16 protein-coding genes are annotated in these 21,645 nt (G+C 44.0%); 4 read left to right on the forward strand and 12 right to left on the reverse strand.

Features of this window, described 5'->3' with window-relative positions:
* Positions 1-32 precede the first annotated feature (32 nt).
* Both rpoB and pbp1b read right to left on the reverse strand, forming a co-directional pair.
* The gene (rpoB, locus tag RWS24_RS02320) at positions 33-3,599 is read right to left on the reverse strand and encodes a DNA-directed RNA polymerase subunit beta (RefSeq protein WP_314365021.1); all 3,567 of its coding nucleotides are present in this window, start codon (positions 3,597-3,599) and stop codon (positions 33-35) included.
* 393 nt (positions 3,600-3,992) lie between these two features.
* Positions 3,993-6,407 (reverse strand): penicillin-binding protein PBP1B, encoded by a 2,415-nt coding sequence (gene pbp1b, locus RWS24_RS02325; protein WP_314365023.1) that lies wholly within the window; start codon positions 6,405-6,407, stop codon positions 3,993-3,995.
* Between the two features lie 154 nt (positions 6,408-6,561).
* Here pbp1b and tyrS point away from each other — a divergent pair, with 154 nt between their 5' ends.
* Positions 6,562-7,818, forward strand: a complete 1,257-nt coding sequence (gene tyrS / locus RWS24_RS02330) for a tyrosine--tRNA ligase (protein ID WP_314365090.1) — start codon at positions 6,562-6,564, stop codon at positions 7,816-7,818.
* A 92-nt stretch (positions 7,819-7,910) separates the two neighbouring features.
* Positions 7,911-8,759: a putative RNA methyltransferase gene (locus RWS24_RS02335; RefSeq protein WP_314365025.1), complete on the forward strand. Its 849-nt coding sequence runs from the start codon at positions 7,911-7,913 to the stop codon at positions 8,757-8,759.
* 83 nt (positions 8,760-8,842) lie between these two features.
* On the opposite strand, the gene RWS24_RS02340 is transcribed toward RWS24_RS02335, so the two are convergent.
* Both RWS24_RS02340 and RWS24_RS02345 read right to left on the reverse strand, forming a co-directional pair.
* On the reverse strand, positions 8,843-9,973 hold the full coding sequence (locus tag RWS24_RS02340; protein WP_002903507.1) for an ABC transporter ATP-binding protein: 1,131 nt from the start codon (positions 9,971-9,973) through the stop codon (positions 8,843-8,845).
* A 177-nt stretch (positions 9,974-10,150) separates the two neighbouring features.
* Positions 10,151-12,373 carry an SIALI-17 repeat-containing surface protein gene (locus RWS24_RS02345; protein WP_314365028.1) on the reverse strand — a complete coding sequence of 741 codons (2,223 nt, stop codon included), beginning with the start codon at positions 12,371-12,373 and terminating at the stop codon, positions 10,151-10,153.
* A gap of 355 nt (positions 12,374-12,728) precedes the next feature.
* On the opposite strand from RWS24_RS02345, the gene RWS24_RS02350 reads away from it, so the two are divergent.
* Together RWS24_RS02350 and RWS24_RS02355 are read left to right on the forward strand one after the other, a co-directional pair.
* The gene (locus RWS24_RS02350; protein ID WP_268681957.1) at positions 12,729-13,331 is read left to right on the forward strand and encodes a TetR/AcrR family transcriptional regulator; all 603 of its coding nucleotides are present in this window, start codon (positions 12,729-12,731) and stop codon (positions 13,329-13,331) included.
* A gap of 212 nt (positions 13,332-13,543) precedes the next feature.
* The gene (locus RWS24_RS02355) at positions 13,544-14,116 is read left to right on the forward strand and encodes a TetR/AcrR family transcriptional regulator (protein ID WP_002896832.1); all 573 of its coding nucleotides are present in this window, start codon (positions 13,544-13,546) and stop codon (positions 14,114-14,116) included.
* Positions 14,117-14,258: 142 nt separating this feature from the next.
* Here the strand turns inward: RWS24_RS02355 and RWS24_RS02360 are convergent, their stop codons facing one another.
* The 8 genes from RWS24_RS02360 to RWS24_RS02395 form a co-directional block, all read right to left on the reverse strand.
* The gene (locus RWS24_RS02360) at positions 14,259-14,861 is read right to left on the reverse strand and encodes a DUF6287 domain-containing protein (RefSeq protein ID WP_314365035.1); all 603 of its coding nucleotides are present in this window, start codon (positions 14,859-14,861) and stop codon (positions 14,259-14,261) included.
* Between the two features lie 85 nt (positions 14,862-14,946).
* Positions 14,947-15,165, reverse strand: coding sequence for a heavy-metal-associated domain-containing protein (locus tag RWS24_RS02365; protein WP_002910875.1), 219 nt, complete (start codon positions 15,163-15,165; stop codon positions 14,947-14,949).
* Positions 15,166-15,195: 30 nt separating this feature from the next.
* Complete coding sequence (locus RWS24_RS02370) at positions 15,196-17,439, reverse strand: heavy metal translocating P-type ATPase (protein ID WP_314365038.1); 2,244 nt, start codon at positions 17,437-17,439, stop codon at positions 15,196-15,198.
* A complete protein-coding gene (locus tag RWS24_RS02375) occupies positions 17,439-17,882 on the reverse strand; it encodes a CopY/TcrY family copper transport repressor (RefSeq protein WP_011836340.1) in 444 nt (147 codons plus the stop codon). Before RWS24_RS02375 ends, RWS24_RS02370 begins: the two co-directional genes overlap by 1 nt.
* Positions 17,883-18,029: 147 nt before the next feature.
* Positions 18,030-19,532, reverse strand: a complete 1,503-nt coding sequence (locus tag RWS24_RS02380) for a zinc ABC transporter substrate-binding protein AdcA (protein WP_314365041.1) — start codon at positions 19,530-19,532, stop codon at positions 18,030-18,032.
* Between the two features lie 9 nt (positions 19,533-19,541).
* Complete coding sequence (locus RWS24_RS02385; RefSeq protein WP_004189713.1) at positions 19,542-20,348, reverse strand: metal ABC transporter permease; 807 nt, start codon at positions 20,346-20,348, stop codon at positions 19,542-19,544.
* Positions 20,341-21,051: a metal ABC transporter ATP-binding protein gene (locus RWS24_RS02390; RefSeq protein WP_125434554.1), complete on the reverse strand. Its 711-nt coding sequence runs from the start codon at positions 21,049-21,051 to the stop codon at positions 20,341-20,343. Before RWS24_RS02390 ends, RWS24_RS02385 begins: the two co-directional genes overlap by 8 nt.
* A complete protein-coding gene (locus RWS24_RS02395; protein WP_168956676.1) occupies positions 21,048-21,491 on the reverse strand; it encodes a zinc-dependent MarR family transcriptional regulator in 444 nt (147 codons plus the stop codon). Before RWS24_RS02395 ends, RWS24_RS02390 begins: the two co-directional genes overlap by 4 nt.
* Between the last annotated feature and the right edge of the window lie 154 nt (positions 21,492-21,645).

Consider the following 21,645-nt stretch of genomic DNA (forward strand, 5'->3'; position numbering starts at 1 on the left):
ACCTTTCTTCATTTTCTAATCAGTGTGTATTCTTATTCTTTTCCTTCAGCCTCAAAAGCTGCTTTCGCTTCTTGAGCTGCTTTTTCACGCGCTTTTTCAAGATCGTCAACGTGAATCACATCATCATCTTCACCTTCGTCTAGATCACGCAGTTCTACTTCATTATCGTCTTCATCAAGAACGCGCATGTCTAGACCAAGAGATTGCAATTCTTTGACAAGAACGCGGAAGGATTCTGGCACACCTGGTTTTGGAATTGGTTTTCCTTTGGTAATAGCTTCATAAGCCTTCAAACGTCCGTTGACATCATCTGACTTGTAAGTCAGGATTTCTTGCAGAACGTTAGAAGCACCGTAAGCTTCCAAAGCCCAAACTTCCATCTCACCAAAACGTTGTCCACCAAACTGAGCTTTACCTCCGAGTGGTTGTTGGGTAACCATTGAGTAAGGTCCTACTGAGCGGGCGTGGAGTTTATCATCTACCATGTGGTGGAGCTTGATCATGTACATGACACCGACAGATACACGGTTGTCAAACGGCTCACCGGTACGTCCGTCATAGAGAATAGTCTTGGCATCGCTGTCCATACCAGCTTCACGCACTGTATCCCAGAGGTCTTCTGAGCTTGCTCCATCAAAGACTGGTGTTGCAATATGGATGCCCAAGTTACGTGCTGCCATACCAAGGTGGAGCTCCATAACCTGACCGATGTTCATACGTGATGGTACCCCGAGTGGGTTCAGCATGATATCAACTGGTGTTCCGTCTGGCAAGTAAGGCATGTCTTCCACAGGAACGATACGGGATACAACCCCCTTGTTTCCGTGACGACCAGCCATCTTATCTCCGACCTTGATCTTACGTTTTTGAGCGATGTAGACACGAACCAGCATGTTAACACCTGATTGCAACTCATCTCCATTTGCACGTGTAAAGATCTTAACATCACGAACAACACCATCGGCACCGTGAGGTACGCGAAGTGAAGTATCGCGAACTTCACGAGATTTGTCTCCGAAGATAGCGTGCAAGAGACGTTCTTCAGCTGAAAGGTCTTTCTCACCCTTAGGTGTTACTTTACCTACAAGGATATCGCCTTCTTTAACCTCAGCACCGATACGGATAATACCCATTTCGTCAAGGTCTTTAAGGGCATCTTCACCAACGTTTGGAATTTCGCGAGTGATTTCTTCAGGCCCAAGCTTTGTATCGCGTGTTTCTGATTCGTATTCTTCAAGGTGGACAGATGTGTAGACATCGTCTTTCACCAAGCGTTCGCTCATGATAACGGCATCCTCGAAGTTGTAACCTTCCCATGTCATGTAGGCAACGATTGGGTTTTGTCCCAGGGCCATTTCTCCATTTTCCATAGAAGGTCCGTCAGCGATAAAGTTGCCTTTTTCAACGACATCGCCAACTTTCACCAAAGTACGTTGGTTGTAAGCTGTTCCTGAGTTAGAACGGCGGAATTTTTGAATTTGGTAAACATCTAGAGAACCATCTTCACGGCGGACTTCAACCTTGTCTGCATCCGCATAGGTAACCTTACCATCATGCTGGGCAATAACCGCTGCACCAGAGTCGTGGGCAGCTTGGTATTCCATACCAGTACCGACATAAGGCGCTTTTGGATCAATCAAAGGCACAGCCTGACGCTGCATGTTGGCACCCATGAGGGCACGGTTGGAGTCGTCATTTTCCAAGAAAGGAATACATGCTGTCGCTACGGCAACTACCTGCTTAGGCGATACATCCATGTAATCTACTTGGTCTGACGGGAATTCTTGGTTATTACCTTGGTGGCGTCCCATGACAATAGGCTCAGCAAAGCCGCCTTTTTCATTCAGCTTGGAGTTGGCCTGCGCTACGATAAATTCATCTTCCTCATCAGCTGTCAGCCAAACGATTTCGTTGGTTACCACGCCAGCTTCACGGTCTACCTTACGGTAAGGCGTTTGAATAAATCCGTATTTGTTAAGGTGTCCATAAGAAGACAAGTTATTGATCAAACCAATGTTCGGTCCTTCAGGCGTTTCAATCGGACACATACGGCCATAGTGAGTATAGTGTACGTCCCGCACTTCATAACCAGCGCGGTCACGTGTCAAACCACCAGGTCCTAAGGCAGAAAGACGGCGCTTGTGAGAGAGCTCAGACAGCGGATTGTGTTGGTCCATGAACTGAGACAACTGTGAAGAACCAAAGAATTCTTTAATGGCTGCAGTCACAGGGCGGATGTTGATGATTTGCTGCGGAGTCAGTACTTCATTGTCTTGTACGCTCATCCGTTCGCGAACATTACGCTCCATGCGAGAAAGTCCCAGACGAACTTGGTTGGCCAAAAGCTCACCAACTGCACGAATACGACGGTTCCCCAAGTGGTCAATATCATCGACACGGCCGATGCCTTCAGCCAAGTTGAGGAAGTAACTCATCTCAGCCAAGATATCAGCTGGTGTTACAATCCGAACCTTGTCAGATGGATTTGCGTTACCGATGATAGTCACAACACGGTCTGGATCAGTCGGTGCTACAACTTTGAATTTCTGCAACTCGACAGGGTCTGTCAAGACAGCTGAGTCGTTTGGAATATAAGTGATTTTATTCAAACCATTGTCCAGCTGCTCTGCAATGCTATCAATCACACTGCGGGTCATAACTGTACCAGCTTCAACCAAGATTTCTCCTGTTTCAGCATCTACCAATGGCTCTGCAATGGTTTGGTTCAGCAAGCGCGTCTTAACGCTGAGTTTTTTATTAATCTTGTAGCGACCAACTGCTGCCAAGTCATAACGATGCGGATCAAAGAAACGCGCATCAAGGAGAGAGCGAGAGCTTTCAGCTGTCTTAGGCTCACCTGGACGAAGACGCTCATAGATTTCTTTCAGAGCTTCATCTGTACGAGAGTCCATTGGGTTCTTGTGGATATCTTTTTCAATGGTATTGCGCACCAAGTCGCTGTCACCAAAGATGTCCAAGATCTCATCATCACCTGAGAAACCAAGCGCACGCACCAGAGTGGTAAATGGAATCTTCCGTGTCCGATCAATACGAGTGTAGGCAATGTCTTTTGAGTCTGTTTCCAACTCTAACCAAGCACCGCGGTTAGGAATAACCGTTGAACCGTAGCCAACTTTTCCGTTTTTGTCAACTTTATCGTTAAAGTAAACCCCTGGAGAACGCACCAACTGGGATACGATAATCCGCTCACCACCATTGATGATGAAGGTTCCCATTTCAGTCATGATTGGGAAATCACCAAAGAAGACTTCCTGAGTCTTGATTTCACCAGTTTCCTTGTTAATCAGACGGAAAGTCACAAAGATTGGTGCTGAATAGCTAGCATCATGGATACGTGCTTCTTCCAGCGTATATTTAGGCTCACGGATTTCATAGCCGACAAATTCCAATTCCATGGTGTCGGTAAAGTTTGAAATAGGAAGTACATCTTCAAAGACTTCCTTCAGACCATGATCCAAGAAATCTTGGAACGAATCCGTTTGGATTTCAATCAAATTTGGTAAATCAAGAACTTCCTTAATTCTTGAGAAACTACGACGGGTACGGTGTTTACCGTATCGAACTTCATGTCCTGCCAAGTTTTTACTCCTTTATGATAAGATACTGAGCCCTTGATAAAGCGAGAAGAAAGGTATCTTTTTCTCAACGCTTTGAGGGCGAGTTCTGTGAAATGTTTTCAGAGAAAAATCCTCTGTCATTTACAATGCTGCAAAACAGCCACAATCAGTCCCTTTTGTTTAATTTTCAGAAAAATTAAATTATGGTTACATAATCCATTTTTCCTAAAAATAGGCACAAAAAGAGCAGCTAAATCTGACTTATTCAAGTTTGATTTAACTGCTGTAAGCTTCTATTTGGACAATATTTCAAATAAAGCACACGACAAATTATTGCTATCATTATACCTTATTTAGCTAGAAATTGCAAGAATTTCATCCGCTTTCTGAAAAGTTAAAACTGTTCTTGATGCGCTAATTCCCCTGCCGATTATTGTTAGAATTGGAGTTGGAATTAGAATTAGAGGTGGAACCGCCCAGTATAGCTGACCAAGCCTTCTGATAATCCGCATCTGATGCCCCGATACCAAAGCGGTAGGTCGTGGTCGGAGCACCGTTTTTGGCCCAATAGCTAGGCACTGTCGGACCACTGAGATTAACAGAACGGCCATTTACCGTTACTGTACCTGGCTTTTCCCCTGTGGACTTGAGTACATCAGACTTAATCACACTCGGATCAAGAGTGAACTTATCACCAACACCCCAGGCATTCGGATCTGCCTGATAGATGGCATCTACCATATAGGCCATGTAGGAGGCATTATTATTATAACCAGTCAACGCTGCCATAGAGCTATTATCATCATGGCCAATCCAGCCTCCCAAAGTCATCTTTGGAGTAGAAAGCATCAGCCACATATCACCGTTGGTGTTGGTCGTTCCAGTCTTACCAATCCAATCGGCTCCAGCCAAGGTTCCATTGACCTGACTGATTCTGGATTTGTAGGTCGTAGTAGCCCCAGAATTGATAACTCCCCGCATGAGCTCCTGCATAATCGTAGCTGCTGCTGGACTGTAAATCTGAACAGGATTGGCCTTATGCTGGTAAATCATCTTGCCATCTCGGTCTGTGATTTTTTCAACCATGTATTTTTTCTGGTAGGTTCCATTATTGGCCAAGGTTTGGAAACCATTGGTATGCTGGGCTACAGATACTTCAATTCCCCCGCCCATTGGGAGACTCTCAATGCTGTAGTCATCAATGTAATAGCCCATTTTTTCCATATAGCCACGGACATTGACACCTTTTTCGCGTAATCCGCGGTAAGTCCAATAAGCAGGGATATTCCAAGAAGTATTGAGAGCTTCTTGCAGGTCCATCATTGCTGTACCACGGCTGTCCACGTGCATAATCGGGTCACCGCTTGAAAAGTTAGTCGGATAATTGGAAAGAACACTGGCACTGCCCATCAGGCCTTGGTCAATAGCAATCCCATAAGCCAAAATTGGCTTAATAGTTGAACCCGGTGACCGTTCCGTATCAAAGGCGTGATTGTTCTGATTGGAAGCATAGTCTCTGCCGCCGACAAAGCCAATCACAGCACCGGTTTTATTATCCAAGAGGACATTTCCCACTTCAACTGCACCAGTTCCGTCATCCAAGACACCGCCATAGTTGGCTACTGCATTTTGCATAGCGGTGTGAATGTTCTTGTTAATCGTGGTGGTGACAGTATAGCCGCCATCACTTAGTTCTTTAGCAGCCAATTCCTTGTAGGCCTTGACAGTGTCATTGTTTTTCAGCTCTTGCTGGGAAACATTGTCCCGCTGGACCAAGTACTCGTACATGGTCTGCTGGGCTTCTTCGACCGCTGTGTAATAAAGGTAGCCATGTGAAGATTTTTCCGAGCTTTCAGAAGGCTTGAAATCCTTGGTCAGGTTGTAGTCTTTATACTCCTTGTACTCTTTCTCGCTTAGCTGGCCCGTCCGATACATATTATAGAGCACATCCTTGGCACGTTCCAAGCCCAGAGCCATGTCACCTGCACTCTTGAGACTGCCATCCGCAGCATAAGGCGAATAAACAATCGGGCTCTGTGGCAAGCCAGCAATAAAAGCAGATTGGGGCACTGTCAAATCCTTAGCAGAAACACCAAAAATCCCTTGAGCAGCTTCTTCCACACCAGCGATATTCTGCCCCTTATTATTGCGCCCGAACGGCGAAACGTTCAAGTAGGTCGTCAAAATATCATCCTTGGACATGTAGCGCTCCAAAGCCAGCGCATCAACAATCTCCGCTGCTTTCCGCTTGAAGGTTGGCGCATCGCCCACTACCTGCTGCTTGATCAACTGCTGGGTAATGGTTGACCCACCGCTAGAAGAGCCAACTCCAACAACTGAACCGAGCGTAGCCCGAAGCACAGCCTTGGGCACCACTCCGTTATGCGTCTCAAAATTCTCATCTTCTGTAGCGATAACAGCTTTTTTTACATTTTCAGAGATAGCGTCACTCTTAACCGGAATGCGGAGCAAATCATTGTCAACATCTGAAATCAAGCTGCCATCGGAATAGGTAAGCTTAGAAATACCAGAGATATTATTCACCTGCTTGACCAACTCTTCCTGCTTGGGCACTTCCACCTTGCTGAAAAGACTAGCTGCATAGCCTATCCCAATCCCAGCACCGATTACGCCACCGAAGAAGATAAACACAAAAGCCATATTCATCAGAAGCTTAAAAGTCCGCAAGAAAACAGCAAAAACATCACCGATAGACCAGCCATTGTTGCCACTAACGATCTTCTTGCTCCATTCTGGAAGATGTATTTTTTTGATAAACTGCTGGGCTTTTCCCCAGAACTCTTTTAATTTCTCTATTAATTGTTCCAAGTTTGATTCTCCTTGTTATCTTCCCATTATACCAAATATCTATGATTTATTTCAAGGAAACATTGCTATTTAAAAGCTTTATGATACAATAGAGTAACATAAATTTAAAATATAGATAAGCCAATTTCTTGGCTTTTAGAATAGGAGAGACATGATGCACATTTTTGATGAGCTAAAAGAACGTGGCTTGGTATTCCAAACCACTGATGAAGAAGCTTTACGCAAGGCCTTAGAAGAAGGACAAGTCTCTTATTATACCGGATACGATCCAACCGCTGACAGCCTGCACCTAGGCCACTTGGTAGCCATTCTGACCAGCCGCCGCCTGCAACTAGCTGGCCATAAACCCTACGCTCTGGTCGGAGGAGCAACTGGATTGATTGGCGATCCATCTTTTAAGGATGCAGAGCGCAGTCTCCAAACCAAGGAAACCGTGGAAGGCTGGGTGAAATCTATCCAAAATCAGCTTTCTCGCTTTCTGGACTTTGAAAAGGGCGATAATAAAGCTGAAATGGTCAACAATTATGACTGGTTCAGCAGCATCAGCTTTATCGACTTCCTGCGTGACGTCGGCAAATACTTCACAGTCAACTACATGATGAGCAAAGATTCTGTCAAGAGCCGGATTGAGACAGGGATTTCCTATACAGAATTCGCCTACCAGATCATGCAAGGATATGACTTCTATATCCTCAATCAAAACCACGGCGTAACCCTGCAAATCGGTGGTTCTGACCAGTGGGGCAATATGACAGCAGGTACAGAACTCCTGCGCCGCAAAGCTGACAAGACTGGCCATGTGATGACCGTTCCGCTCATTACCGACGCTACTGGCAAAAAATTCGGCAAGTCAGAAGGTAATGCTGTCTGGCTCAATCCTGATAAGACTTCTCCTTACGAAATGTACCAATTCTGGATGAATGTCATGGACGCAGACGCTATCCGCTTCCTGAAAATTTTTACCTTCCTGTCCTTGGATGAGATCGAAGAGATTCGCCAACAATTTGAAGCAGCACCACACGAACGCTTGGCGCAGAAAGTCCTAGCTCGCGAAGTGGTCAGTCTGGTCCACGGTCAAGAAGCTTACCAGGAAGCTCTCAATATCACTGAGCAACTCTTTGCTGGAAATATCAAGAACCTATCCGTCAAGGAACTCAAACAAGGTCTTAGCGGTGTACCTAACTATCAGGTCCAAGCTGACGAAAATCTTAACATCGTGGAAATCCTCGTGTCATCTGGTGTGGTCAACTCAAAACGTCAAGCCCGCGAGGATGTCCAAAACGGTGCTATCTACCTCAATGGCGAGCGCATCCAAGATTTAGACTATGTCCTTAGCGCCTCAGATAAACTGGAAGACGAGCTGACAGTTATCCGCCGCGGTAAGAAGAAATACTTTGTCCTGACCTACTAAAGATAAAAATCCGATTACCTGAATCGGATTTTTCTATGCCTTACCAAAAAGAAGTTATTCAGCTATATAAAAACAATAGAAAGAGAGCGACTATGAAACCAAAACTTGCCCGATTTGCCCAAGCTCCGGCTCTGGCCTGCCCACTCTGCCAGCAAAGATTAGCTATGGAAGAAAGCAGCCTCAAGTGTCCTAATCGCCATTCCTACGACATCGCCAAATTCGGTTATGTCAATCTAGCTCCTCAGGCCAAACAAGATAAAGACTATGACAAAACGAGCTTTCAAAATAGGCAAGTCATCTTGGAAGCCGGCTTTTATCAGCATATCCTAGACGAGTTGCAGGATCTGCTGCAGGCCCTGCCTGAAGAACAGACCATTCTAGACGTCGCTTGCGGAGAGGGGTATTATGCTCGAAAAATTCAGGAAAAATTCCCCAACAAAGAAATTTATGCTTTTGATCTATCCAAAGATTCCATCCAGTTAGCTGCAAAAAGTGATCAGAGCTTTGCTGTAAGATGGTTCGTAGGTGATTTGGCACACTTGCCCGTTCAGGATCAAAGCATGGATGTCTTGCTAGACATCTTCTCACCAGCTAACTACCATGAATTTCAGCGAGTATTGAAAAAAGAGGGACTCATCATTAAAGTCATCCCAACAGAAAACCATCTGAAAGAAATTCGTCAAAAAGCTGCTCAGTATCTGGACAAGAAAGATTATTCTAATCAAGATATCATCCAGCACTTCCAGAAACACTTTACTATCCTATCTAGAAAGACTGTAGAATCCACACATGCACTGCATTCTAAGGAGAAAACTGCCCTGCTGCAGATGACTCCATTACTCTTTCATGTTGAAAAAAATCTAATCAACTGGGAGCAGCTTACACATGCCACAATTTCAGCTGAGATTCTTATCGGAAAACTAAAACAAGCAAAAATCTGAGTACTTTTCAGTAAAAAATGAAGTTATAGCAGCCATTTTAATAACGCAGACAGGCCTGTCTGCGTTATTTATTTATCTACTGATTAATAGACCGTCTTCTCTGTCTCTGGATCAAAGAAGTGCGCTTTATTGAGGTCAAAGCCTAGGTCAATACCTGCACCAGTTTCTAGGTAATCCCGTGAATCTACACGCGCTACAAACTCACTAGAACCCACTTGGCAGTAGAGATGAGACTCTGCTCCCAGCAATTCTGAAACAGAAATCTTAGCATGCACAACTGAATTCGGGAAAGTTTCCAAGAAAGCAGCTTCTGCATTAACATCCTCTGGACGAATACCGAAGATCAGCTCCTTGCCCTCGTAACCTTTCTCCCGCAGAACCTTGAGAGCTCCTTCTGGAACTGTCAAGCGCAGCCCTTCTGCGACAATCTCATTCCCTTCAAGCTTAACTGGGATGAAGTTCATAGCTGGGCTGCCAATGAAGCCAGCAACGAACTTATTAACTGGGTTGTTATAGACTTCCTGCGGCGTACCAATCTGCTCCACTCGTCCAATCGTACCAGTTCCAGCAGGATTCTTGGTCGCTGACATGATAACGATACGATCCGCCAAGGTCATAGCTTCAGTCTGGTCGTGCGTTACGTAGATAGTTGTTGCTCCGATACGACGGTGAATTTTAGCGATTTCAGCACGCATGGATACACGAAGTTTTGCATCCAAGTTAGACAAAGGCTCATCCATAAGGAAAACCTTTGCATCACGAACGATAGCGCGTCCCATAGCTACCCGCTGACGCTGACCACCAGACAAATCAGCTGGCTTGCGCTGCAAGAATTCTTTCAAGCCTAGGATTTCTGCTGCTTCGTTGACCCGTTTGTCAATATCTTCCTTGCTGTACTTGCGCAACTTGAGACCAAAGGCCATGTTATCGTAGACAGTCATGTGCGGATAAAGGGCATAGTTCTGGAAGACCATGGCGATGTCCCGGTCTTTTGGAGCCACATCATTGACCACCGTACCGTCAATAGAGGCAGTTCCTTCAGTGATGTCTTCAAGACCTGCAATCATACGCAGCGTAGTTGATTTTCCGCAACCGGACGGACCGACAAAGACGATAAATTCCTTGTCCTTGATATCTAGATTAAAGTCTTCCACTGAGTAGTGGTCGCTGTTGGGATATTTTTTATAGATATTTTTCAGATTTAATTCGACCATAATAAGCCCCTTCTTTTGATTAAAAATATTTTCTTTTAAGCTCTCGTTTGCAAAGCGCTTTCACATTGTCCATTATATCGTTTTTTTTTTACTTTTTCAAGCACTTTTAGTAAAACGTTTGCATAATTTTTAAAAATTTTCTCCATCAAGAAAGAGGCCAAGTGGCCTCTTTAAAATTTATTCTTCTTTTTTTCTACTACGGAATGTCAATCCAGCTGCGCTTAAAATGCTGATAACTCCTGTGACTGTGAGAAGAGCATTAGAAGCTTGCCCCGTATGCGGCAAGACTGACGCTCCACTCCTACTTTCCTTGTTTTTAAGCTGAGCTAGCTGGGTGACCTTAGCTGATGAAGACTGCTCTTGTACTGATTTGGTCCCATCAACTGCTGGCAAAATACCGCTAGTTACTTGGTAAGCAGGTAAAGCATCAGCTACTGTCGCGTCAGCAGCATTGACACCACCATTAAATTCCGGAAGAGCCGCCATCTGAGGAGCGCTGTCTGGATGGGCACTCCTGACTGATGGCTGAACACCAGCATCATAGGTTTTATGTTCTGTCATAGTTGGCTCAGAATCATTGACGCCTCCACTAAATTCAGGCCGTGTTACGGTTGCCGCTTCTGAATCATTAACATTGCCACTGAATTCTGGTTGTGCAGTTGCCTGTGGAGCTGTATCAGGATGAGTTCCAACCCCATGGCTAGACAAATCATATTCCGACGCCGTTGCTGTTGCTGGCTCAGAGTCGCTGACGCCTCCACTAAATTCTTTCCTGGTTTCTTGTGGTGAATCACTTGGAACAGAAGAAGCTGTCTCAGCTTTAGCAGCATTCTTGACAATCGCTTCGAGATTTTCAAGAGCTTTTGTCTGCTCAGCAGCAATCTGTTCCTGCAGCTTTTCTGCTTTTTCTGCACTGTCTACACTATCATCTAGCTGAGCAATCGCATCTGTCACTGCCTTTAATACTGCTCGAATCTTTTCTTTAGCTTTCTTTTTATCAAGTTCTGAAAGTGTTTGATGACGTTCAATTTCTTCAAGCTGTTTGTCAGCTTCTTCTTCAAGCTCATCTAAAACCAAATCTTTGCCAACTGGATGAATCGTGTCCAAGCTAGCAATGCCAGCTTCCTCAATTCTCTCTAATTCCTCTTCGGTATCAGCCTTTTCAAGCGCCGTTTTTGCATCTGCTAGAGTTGCTTCCGCTTCAGCTTTAGCCGTAGCCTGTTCTGCCTCTGACAGATTCGGGTTGCTCCGCAAGTCGGCTAGCTTATCAGACAGAGCAAGATCTAGTTTCAGTCCAGTCGTAACTTTTAACAAACTTTGCTTCTCTGCAGCTACTTGCTCTTGAATTTTTTCAGCATCATCAGGACTTTCAACCCAAGCATTATAAGCTGCAATTGCTGTTTGAGCTATGGCTGCTGCATCTTCAATTTTCTTTTTAGCTGCATTTTTTTCCTCAGCAGAAAGACTTTGACTCTTCTCAACAGCCTCGATAGTAGCTGTTCTTTCTTCCTGAATTTCTTTTAAAAACTGCTCTTTTCCAATAGGATGAATCTTGGCTAAGTGGGCTATAGCTGTTTCTTTTGCCTGATCATAGACTTCCTGAGAATCTGCTCCTTCAATAGCCTTCTTGGCCGCTTCCACAACCTGCTCTATCTCGCCTCTAACTGCTTTCTTTTCTGCTTCAGAAAGATTAGGATTTGCTTCCAAGTCAGCTAACTTGGCAGCCAGAGTGAAATCTACGGTTGAACTTGCTATAAATTTGAAAAACTTATCTTCCTCGGTTACTGCTTGCTCTTGAATCACTTCCGCCTGCTCTGCTGTTGCTGCATTAACATCTAATTTCTGAATTGCATCTTCTGCTTCTGCAGCCTTCCTCCTTACAGACTCTTGGAAGCTTTTCTTTTGCTCCTCAGGCAGCAAATCGCTACTATCTACAAGTTTGTCAAACTCTGCTTTCCCATTTTGGATTTCATCTAGAAGTAAATCTTTGCCGACTGGATTGATAGAGTTGATGTCTGCCAATCCATCTTCTTTAGCTTGATCAATCCTTTCTTTATCCTCAGCTGCGGCAATTTCATTCTGAGCCTTTGCAGCTGTTTGATTGACTTCGTCCTTAGCTGCTGCAAGCTCCTCATCTGACAAATTTGGATTATTCCCAAGATCTGCCACTTTCTCAGCCAGAAACGTACCTACTTCCGTATTAGCAGCCTCCCTGACCGTTGTCAAATCCTGATTTACTGGCGATGCAGCGACTGGAGTCTCTACTGCATTTGCCACTGGCTGCTCATCATCTGCCGCCACCAAACTGTGACCCAAAAACAGAGCGCAAATAAGGACTGACCCAACACCTAAAACAGACTTCCGAATAGAATATCGCAAAACTTTTTCTGTTCTTTTCATCTTTTTCTCCTCTGAACATATTTCATTATCCCGATCAGTAACCCTTAATAAAAAGTCCAGTCAAACCTCCCATAAATCTTTCAGATTAGGTAATCTTTAAACTACACTTTCTATTTGACTTCTGATAAGATTTTTATTATTTTATCATATTAACTTGTTAAAATAAAAGAATTGTCGGCTTGATTTATGTACATTTTTTGTGAAATCGTCCAGTTTTTAAACAGACATGATGTCCAGAAATTAAACTAAAAATTTTTCCATTTAACAATGTGTAAACTTTTTTAGTAAAAATTCCGGGCTATTTTCTAGCTTATTTCAGACAGAAAAAGTAAAATGGTATAGGAGGGATAAAATTATGGCTCTTAATACACGAGATAGGATTTTAGATGCATTTTTTGAATTAGCAGATAAACAGCCAGACAGGTCGCGTTTTACCTTTACAGAAATCGCTAAAGAAGCCGGTTTGTCAAGACAAGCTATTTACAAACGACACTTTAATAACACTACTGAAATTATCGAATACATTCGCCAAGATATGGTAAAGCAAGCCTTTGCCCCCAACTGGAATAGCAACAATGCTGAAGCGGACTTAGATCCTTTCACTTTTTTGGCTCAAACGATTCTTCCCGCTATTTATGAGCAACGCCAACGCATTAAAATATTATATACTAGTTCTGTCGATCCCTTGTGGAGCGATTTTATTACTGCCAGTTACAAGGACTGGATCGAGCAGAATTTAAATCTTGACCACCAAAAATTAGGTATTCCTGAAGACCTGGCCAATCAACTGCTGGCCGGCTGGATTAGTTCTCTTATCGAGAATTGGATCACTCAGGATGACCCCGTTCCTTGCAAGCAGTTCTCTAAGACATTTCTCAACCTTGTATCTTCACCCCTAACCAGCTTTGCTGCCTATGATAGTCCAGCTGGTTCTTCAAATAAAATTGTTATCGCATAACCAACTAGAAGAAAAACAGAGAAATGACAGAACCGGTCCTTGTAAGGGAAGACTGGTTTTTTAATATTTTTATATTAAATTTTAAAAATAATTGGACATTTCCTCTATAAAGTGTTATCATTTTAGTTGACAAGCGGTAAACTATTTTGTTGGAATTTGCTCTGTTTTTAGACAAACCAGCAAGAACTTAATAAAAAAGAAGGAAGGTACTTATGCCCCAAGATACTCGAGACAAAGTCGTTAATGCCTTAATTGAGCTGGCAGAGCAAAATCCTGAAAAGTCTTATTTTACTTTTTCAGAGATTGCAAAACAAGCTGGTCTATCGCGCCAGGCTATCTATAAAAAGCATTTTAGTAATGTTGAAGACATTATCCAATACATCCGCCAGACAATTATGACTCCGTTTTTGCCCCTGTATGAAAGCTACGAAGAAGGAAATGGAGAAAATCCGTTCTGTTTCTTTGCCCAACATATGATTCCTACCCTTTATGAACATAGGAAATGGATGAAGGTGCTCTATACTACAGCTATCGATCCTTTCTGGAGTGACTATCTATCTACCTTCTTCACTCAGTGGGTCGTGCAAAATTTAGAAATTGACTCTAAAAAATTGGGAATTCCAAAAGAAATGGCTACGGAAATTGTTGTTAGATGGATTAACTCCCTCATTGAAATTTGGATTATCAAAGAAGATCCTATGCCAGCAGAGGATTTCGCCAAGCTCTTCCTGAATGTGATTTCAACCCCTATGGATCAGTTTATAACACCTCACAGTGAATCCTAATTCAACTCAAAATTATGAAGCCCACCTAATTTAGGCAGGCTTTTTTTGTCTGTAAAATTTCTTACTCTCCCAAAGAAAAGAGAGCAGATAGTCTTCTGCTCTCGTCAACATATAAGCTATAAAATTAAGCTCCAAGCTTCGTTTAATCTACTTGATAATAGAAGCTGCCTTGTTCGTCAAAGCTATTCAGGCCAACTCCTGTCCAGATTCTGTCTTGACCAACATCTGAATTATCTGTAAAGTTTTCCTTGTCTGCGACCTTAACTCCCTTGGGAAGAAACTCAATCAGAAAACCTCCGCTTTCTCCGCCGTAGACACCGCCAGCAGCAGTACCATAGTCTGTCAGAGAAGCTCCGTACAATTCATAAACACTTGAAACCAAGCCCTTGTCATCAAAAACAAGCTGGTTGCCAGAAGCATCCTGCCAGGTTCCTTTAACGCTGGCATAACTGCCATTTGCAAGTGCTGAAATGTCCATCGCTTCCTTCTTTTCCTTGTTTTTTTCTGTGCTCGCACTCTCTGAGCTAGTGCTGCTAGCCGCTGAAGATGCTGACACAGTTGATTGACTGGATACCTGCTCCACAGAACTTGTTACTGAGCCAGTACTGCTAGTAGGCGTCTCTGATTGATTCGTAGCACTGCCGTTTGAGCAAGCTGTCATAGATAATAAAGCAGCTCCTGCTAATAAAAAAGGTAAAACTTTTTTCTTCATTTTTCTCCTCTTTCTCACGGTAAGATAAATCATGTGATTAGTAACATTATAGATTATTTTATCGCTTTTTACAAGAAGAATTCTAACGGCTAGGCAGGCGTAAAGCTACTGACCTTACTCACTCAGCTTCTGCCACATCCAGAACCCTGTAGATTGTTTTTGCCAGAGCTGCTTCATAATCAGATGCACCGTAAGGCTTATCAGTCGTGACTTGGGCTGTCTGCTTTTCTAAGTCCACAACCACATCTGACACTCCCTCCATAGATAGGAAGTGCTGGGTGACGTGTTTGACACAATTTTGACAAGATAAATTTTCTAATTGAACTGTTTGTTTCATAGATTTATTCCTCCGTATATTTAGTTCATTTTAAAGTTTAAAGCGTCCTAGACGCAGAGCATTGGCCACAACTGACACTGAGCTCAAGCTCATGGCCAGACCAGCCAACATAGGATTGAGCAAGGGACCGCCGAAAAGATGCAATAGCCCCATAGCAATCGGAATACCTAGTGTATTGTAGGCAAAAGCCCAGAAGAGATTTTCCTTGATATTACGGATGGTCGCTTGGCTGAGCTTGATAGCCTTGACTACATCCTGCAAATCACTATGCATGAGCACTACATCTGCTGACTCAATAGCCACATCGGCGCCAGAGCCGATGGCAATTCCAACATCGGCCTGGACCAGAGCCGGCGCATCATTGATACCGTCTCCTACCATAGCCAGTTTTTTCCCAGCTTCCTGTAAGTTCTTGATAGCAGCGGCCTTCCCATCTGGCAATACACCTGCGATGACTTTTTGGATGCCAGCTTTCTGGGCAATAGCTGTCGCTGTTTCTTCACGATCTCCTGTCAGCATGATGACTTCCAGCCCCATAGACTGGAGCTCCTGCACTGCCTTCAGGCTGCTAGACTTCATCTCATCTGCTACCGCTAAAATACCAGCTAGCTGTCCATCTACTGCGACAAACATGGCTGTCTTCCCTTCTTGGGAAAGCTCCAACAACTGTTCTTGAAAGACACTGCTGTCAATGTTCTTGTCTTTCATCAATGACTCATTTCCCACCAGAAGCTGTCTGCCCTCAACCTGAGCGGATAAGCCTCGTCCAACCATAGCCTCAAAATGACTGACAGGCAGTAAGTCAAGCCCCTCCTCTTCAGCTGCTTCTAAGATAGCCTGAGCCAAAGGATGCTCAGAATGCTGCTCAGCACTGGCTATTAGCTGCAATAAGTCAGAGCGATTAAAATCACTCAAAGGTAACAAATCCGTCAGACTGGGCTTACCAACCGTAATCGTCCCAGTCTTATCAAGAACAATAGTATCCAGCTGATAAGCTGCTTCCAAAGCTTGCCCAGACTTAATCAGAATCCCATTTTCAGCTCCTTTACCAGTCCCGACCATGATGGCTGTCGGAGTAGCTAACCCCAGCGCACAAGGGCAGGCAATGACCAGAACTGCGATAAAGATTGACAGAGAAAAGCTAAGACTCTCACCATCCAGAAAATACCAGCCAAGCGCGGACAAAGTAGCCAAGCTCAGCACGATTGGGACAAAATAGAGCGAAATCTTATCGGCCAAAGCCGCTATCGGAGCCTTAGACCCTTGCGCTTCCTCCACTAATCTAACAATCTGAGCTAAGGTCGTATCCGAACCCACCCTAGTTGCTTGGTAATCAATACTACCATTTTGATTGATTGTGGCACTGGTAATGGTGTCGCCAACCTTTTTTTCAATTGGGACACTTTCTCCAGTCATCATGGACTCATCCACAAAGGTCTGCCCCTCCGTCACAAGGCCATCTACTGGCATACGCTCCCCTGGCTTGATACGGATAATGTCTCCAACTCGGATATCCTCCGTATCAATGGTCACAGCCTCACCATAGCGAATCACTGTCGCCTGACTAGGCACTAGCTCAAGCAGAGACTGAATTGCCTGAGACGTTTTCCCCTTGGCTGAACTTTCCAGATATTTTCCCAGAAGAACCAAGGCAATAATCACTGCAACAGACTCAAAATAAAGCTGATGAACAAAGGGATGATGACCTAGAAAAACCTGACTGACTGAGTAGAGGCTGTAGAAAAATGCTGCGCTGGTCCCCACCGCAATCAAACTATCCATATTGGGATGTTGCTTGATAAGATTGCGAAATCCCCTCTGATAGAAACCACGACCAATCCACACAGCAGGCAGAGTCAAAAGTAGTTGTGACATAACGAAGACCAAAGGGTGCGCCATATGGTCCAAGAAGCTAGGCAGAGGAAGACCGACCATACTTCCCATAGAGATATAAAGTAAAGGCAGAGCCGTAATCAAAAGAATTAGTAATTGTTGTTTCTTTTTCCGCAATTCCTGAGCTTTCATTGCAGCCTCTTCGCTCACATGGGACGGTCGGTCTTTTCCTTTTTCTTCTGCCTGATAACCAGCCTCGGCTACAGCATCCAGCACTTGCTTGCTGTCAAATCCTGCCTTAGGAAGCAAACTGAGACGTTCTGTCGCCAGATTGACACTGACGTCCTCAACCGTTTCTAAATCTTTGACCGCCATCTCCACTGTCATAGCACAAGATGCACAGGTCATTCCTGATAGCTTGTATTCTTTTTTCTCACTCATCAATGCGTCTCCTTTCCATGCCCGCACCGACACTGACCTTGCGGACAGTGGCATTTAATTTCCAGCGGAGCCGAAGCTCTTTTCTTATCAATGACTTGGCTGAGCCGCTCCAAGTCCCCTTGACTGAACTGACTTCTCTCAATCATCGAAATCAAAAGATCTCCGTGTTTAGTATTACAGATATTGTCAAAAAGAGCCTGCCAAGTACTTTCCAGATGGTCCGCTTCTAAAATCCGAGCATCGTAGTAAAACTTGCCCTCGATCTTTTCCATAGCGATAAATTCTTTGGTCTTCAGACGATTCAAAAGAGTCTTGATGGTTGCCGGTTTCCAGGAAAAATCGGCTTCCAAACGAGCTATAATCTCTGTACTGCGACTGTGTGGATAGGCCCATAGCACACGCATCACTTGCCATTCTGCTTGGCTAATATTTTGCTGTTCCATTGTTTAACACTCCCTTATCATTTACATTTGTAATCTAACTCTTTATTAGTTTACATTTGTAATCGTAATTTGTCAAGTGTTTTTATCATCATTTTCCGATATACAAAAAAGAAGACGGGCTAGTCCCGTCTTCTTACTTTATTTATATTAGTGCGCCAACATCTCTTGGGCAATTTCTTGACCGGTCAACTTGCTTGGATAGTAGGTTGGCCAGTTTTCCAGCTCGTCAAAGAGGGCCTCCTGGCTCTCACCACCATAGAAAATATGGAAATGAGCTGCCTTGGTCGGTGCAATGTTATGGTCGCTAAACTGAACATACTTGTACTCCCCAGCATCCTCGTCTGTCGCTTCAAACATGAAGCGAACTCCACGATTTCCCTTAGAGTAAGTCAGAGTATGCTTGCCAACGTATTTATACGTATATTTCTTGGATTTTCCATCTACCACAAATTCCATGGTCTTGTCTGTGATATTGATATTGGAAACATCTGTTTTGTAGCCCTTGTCATAGTAGTCCTTGTATTCAGCTGCCGTCATTTTTCCAGTCAGCTTAGCCTTGTAGTCAAAGACTTGGTCCAAGGTCCCATCTTTCAGATAAGGGTAAACAGACTGCCACTCGCCAGCATAATCAGACAAGGTCCGATCCTTGACGGCACTATCTTCAAAGTAGCCGTTTTGGACTGTCTTATCGTCTTCTTCTTTCTCGGCTGCAATCTCCGCTCCCTCTTGGTCAGTTGTCTTCTTGAGAGCCTTTAGATTGGCCTGCATGATAGAAATATAGTCTGCTCCGTCCTTGGTCTGCTCTTCAGTTAAGCTTTCCAGCGGATTCAAGACATCAAGTTCTACTCCTGTTTCCTTAGCCAGAGTAGAAGCCAGAGCCTGAGAGGCATTCTCTTCAAAGTAGATATACTTGATTTTATTTTTCTTGATATACTCGGTCAATTCAGCCAAGCGTGAAGCGGATGGCTCACTGTCTGGCGAAAGTCCAGAAATTGGCACCTGCTTCAAGCCATAGTCCAATGCCAGATAGTTAAAGGCTGCGTGCTGAGTGACAAAGCTCTTTTGCTTGGCATTGGCCAAACCATCTTCATATTCTTTATCCAAGTCTTCCAGCTTCTTGATATAAGCCGCTGCATTTTTCTCAAAAGCAGCTTTCTTGTCAGGATAAGACTTGCTCAGACTATCACGGATGTGCTCCACCATTTTAATAGCCCGCTTCGGAGATAGCCAGACATGAGGATCATAGGCATGATGATGACCCTCTTCCCCATGGTCGTGTTCTTCTTCCTCTTCGCCACCAGGCAGCAAGAGCATATTCCCTGTCGCCTTGATAACCGTTTCTTCCTTATTTTTCAAAGTTTTTAACAGTTCAGGAACCCAAGTCTCCATATTTTCATTTTCATAGACAAAGGCATCTGCATCCTGAATAGTCGCAACTGCCTTAGCTGAAGGCTCATAATCATGCGGCTCTGTACCAGCCCCGATTAGAAGTTCAACATTGGCCTCATCTCCAGCCACCTGCTTAGTAAACTCATAAACCGGATAAAAAGTTGTGACAATATTGAGCTTGCCATCTGCATTTTTTTGATTGGAACAAGCTACTAAGAAAATACTCAGTAAGCCTGCTAATAGTAAGCTAATTTTTTTCATTTTCTGCTCCTATTTCATAAATTTTTTGACTAGATTGACCAGCAAGAACAAGCTGACGAAGATAATCGTAATGCTGGCACTAGCTGGTGTCTCTGCATAGTAAGAAATATAAAGTCCGGCAATCATACCAAAGAAGCCGATGGCATTTGCCAGCAAAATGACCGACTTGAAATTTTTTCCAATCCGCAGCGCAATACTAGCTGGCAAGACCATAATGGTCGAAACTAGCAAGGCTCCTGCAGCTGGAATCATGAGGGCAATCGCAACACCCGTCACGATATTAAAGAGAATGGACATGGTCCGCACTGGCAACCCATCCACAAAGGCCGTATCCTCATCAAAGGTCAAGATGTACATGGGGCGAATGAAGAGGAAGGTCAAGACAAGCACTACAGCAGCAATGACAAAGAGAGAAATCACCTGCTCCCTACTGATAGTCACAATGGAGCCAAATAGATACTGGTCCAGACTCATTGAGCTAGAACTCTTGCCCTTACTCATAACAATCAAGGAAATGGCTAAGCCAGTTGACATGAGAATGGCTGTCCCGATTTCCATGAAATTCTTATAGATAGTCCGCAGGTACTCTAAAAATACTGCTGCGATAATGACGACAAGCACCGTTGTGAGAGTCGGTGACAGCCCAAGAACCAAACCAAAAGCTACACCTGCCAGTGAAACGTGGCTGAGCGTGTCACTCATAAGGCTCTGCCGGCGTAAAATCAGGAAGGTCCCCAGAATCGGTGAGAAGAGGCTCATGGCAATAACTGCCAAGAAGGCTCGCTGCATAAAATCATAGGAAAATAGATTAAGCATGACTCACCTCCTGTCCATTGTCGCTTTCATGCACATTGAAACAGCGCCAAGGCGAGTCCTGATTACGAACCAGATGAATGTTGCGGTCGGCATATTTACGAACTTCTTCCGGATCGTGTGTAATCATCAAGACAGCTTTCCCATGCTGATGAGCACTATGGTGCATGAGCTTGTAAAATTCATCCTTGCTGCCTGCATCCATCCCTGTTGTCGGCTCATCTAGGACAAAAATATCCGGGTCCGAAGCAAACATCCGAGCAATCACAGCCCTCTGCTTCTGCCCGCCAGAGAGAGAACCAATCCGCTTATCTCGATGTTCCCACATTCCAACCGACTCCAGACTTACCTTGATATGCTCCTCATCATGCTCATTCAAACGGCGAAACCAACCCTTGCGCGGATAACGTCCCGACTTGACAAACTCATACACCGTACTAGGAAAACCAGCATTAAAACTAGCAATCTGCTGAGGAAGGTAGGCAATCCGCAATTTCTTGCCTCGCACATTGGTCTTGGAAATCTTCACTTCCCCATGCTTAGGCTGCAAAATACCCAAACTAGCCTTGATAAGCGTCGTCTTTGCAGCCCCGTTTTCCCCTGTCAAAGTTACAAACTCACCACTGTCTAGAAAATAGTGAATATGCTCCAGTACAGGCTCCTTGTCATAGTAAAAGGAAAGATTATCAACTGTGATATATCTCATTTGCCGATCTCTCCCACCAAGGCTTCCAAAAACTTCGCGATTGTCGCCTGTTCACTAGCAGAAAACTGCTCTGCCAATTTTTGATAGGTCTCCAAAGTATGTGCGTGATGATGCTGATGTTCCTTTGCAATCGGCTGAGCTAACTCAGTCAAACGGTAAAAGGTAACCCGTGCATCTCTCTTATCTTTAAAAGCTTGCAGCATCTCTTGCCGAACCAAAGATTTCACAGCCTTAGTCACAGCAGCTTGACTCACATTCAGTTTTTTTGCCAAATCAGAATTTGTCAAAGATTCCTCAGACAAAAGCATCAAAATATGCTCCTGCGTATTGGTTAAAGGCACATCACTCGTGCAAGAACCAATCAGAATCTCATGCTGATTTTCTGCTTTCAAAATAACTTCATTTAAAAATTGATCGATCTTCTGCGCTAAATGAGTCATTTCTTCCCTCCTTCTCTTAACCAGTTAAAGCTTTACTGGTTAATTATACCAGAAAACAGAAAAGAGTCAAGAATTTTCAGTAAAGGTCAGATGCTTTTCACAAAAAATATTTAATCATACAATTAGATTCTTAAGCCCTAAATAAAACTCAATC

This window comes from uncultured Streptococcus sp. (genome assembly GCF_963528215.1).
Lineage (GTDB): Bacteria > Bacillota > Bacilli > Lactobacillales > Streptococcaceae > Streptococcus.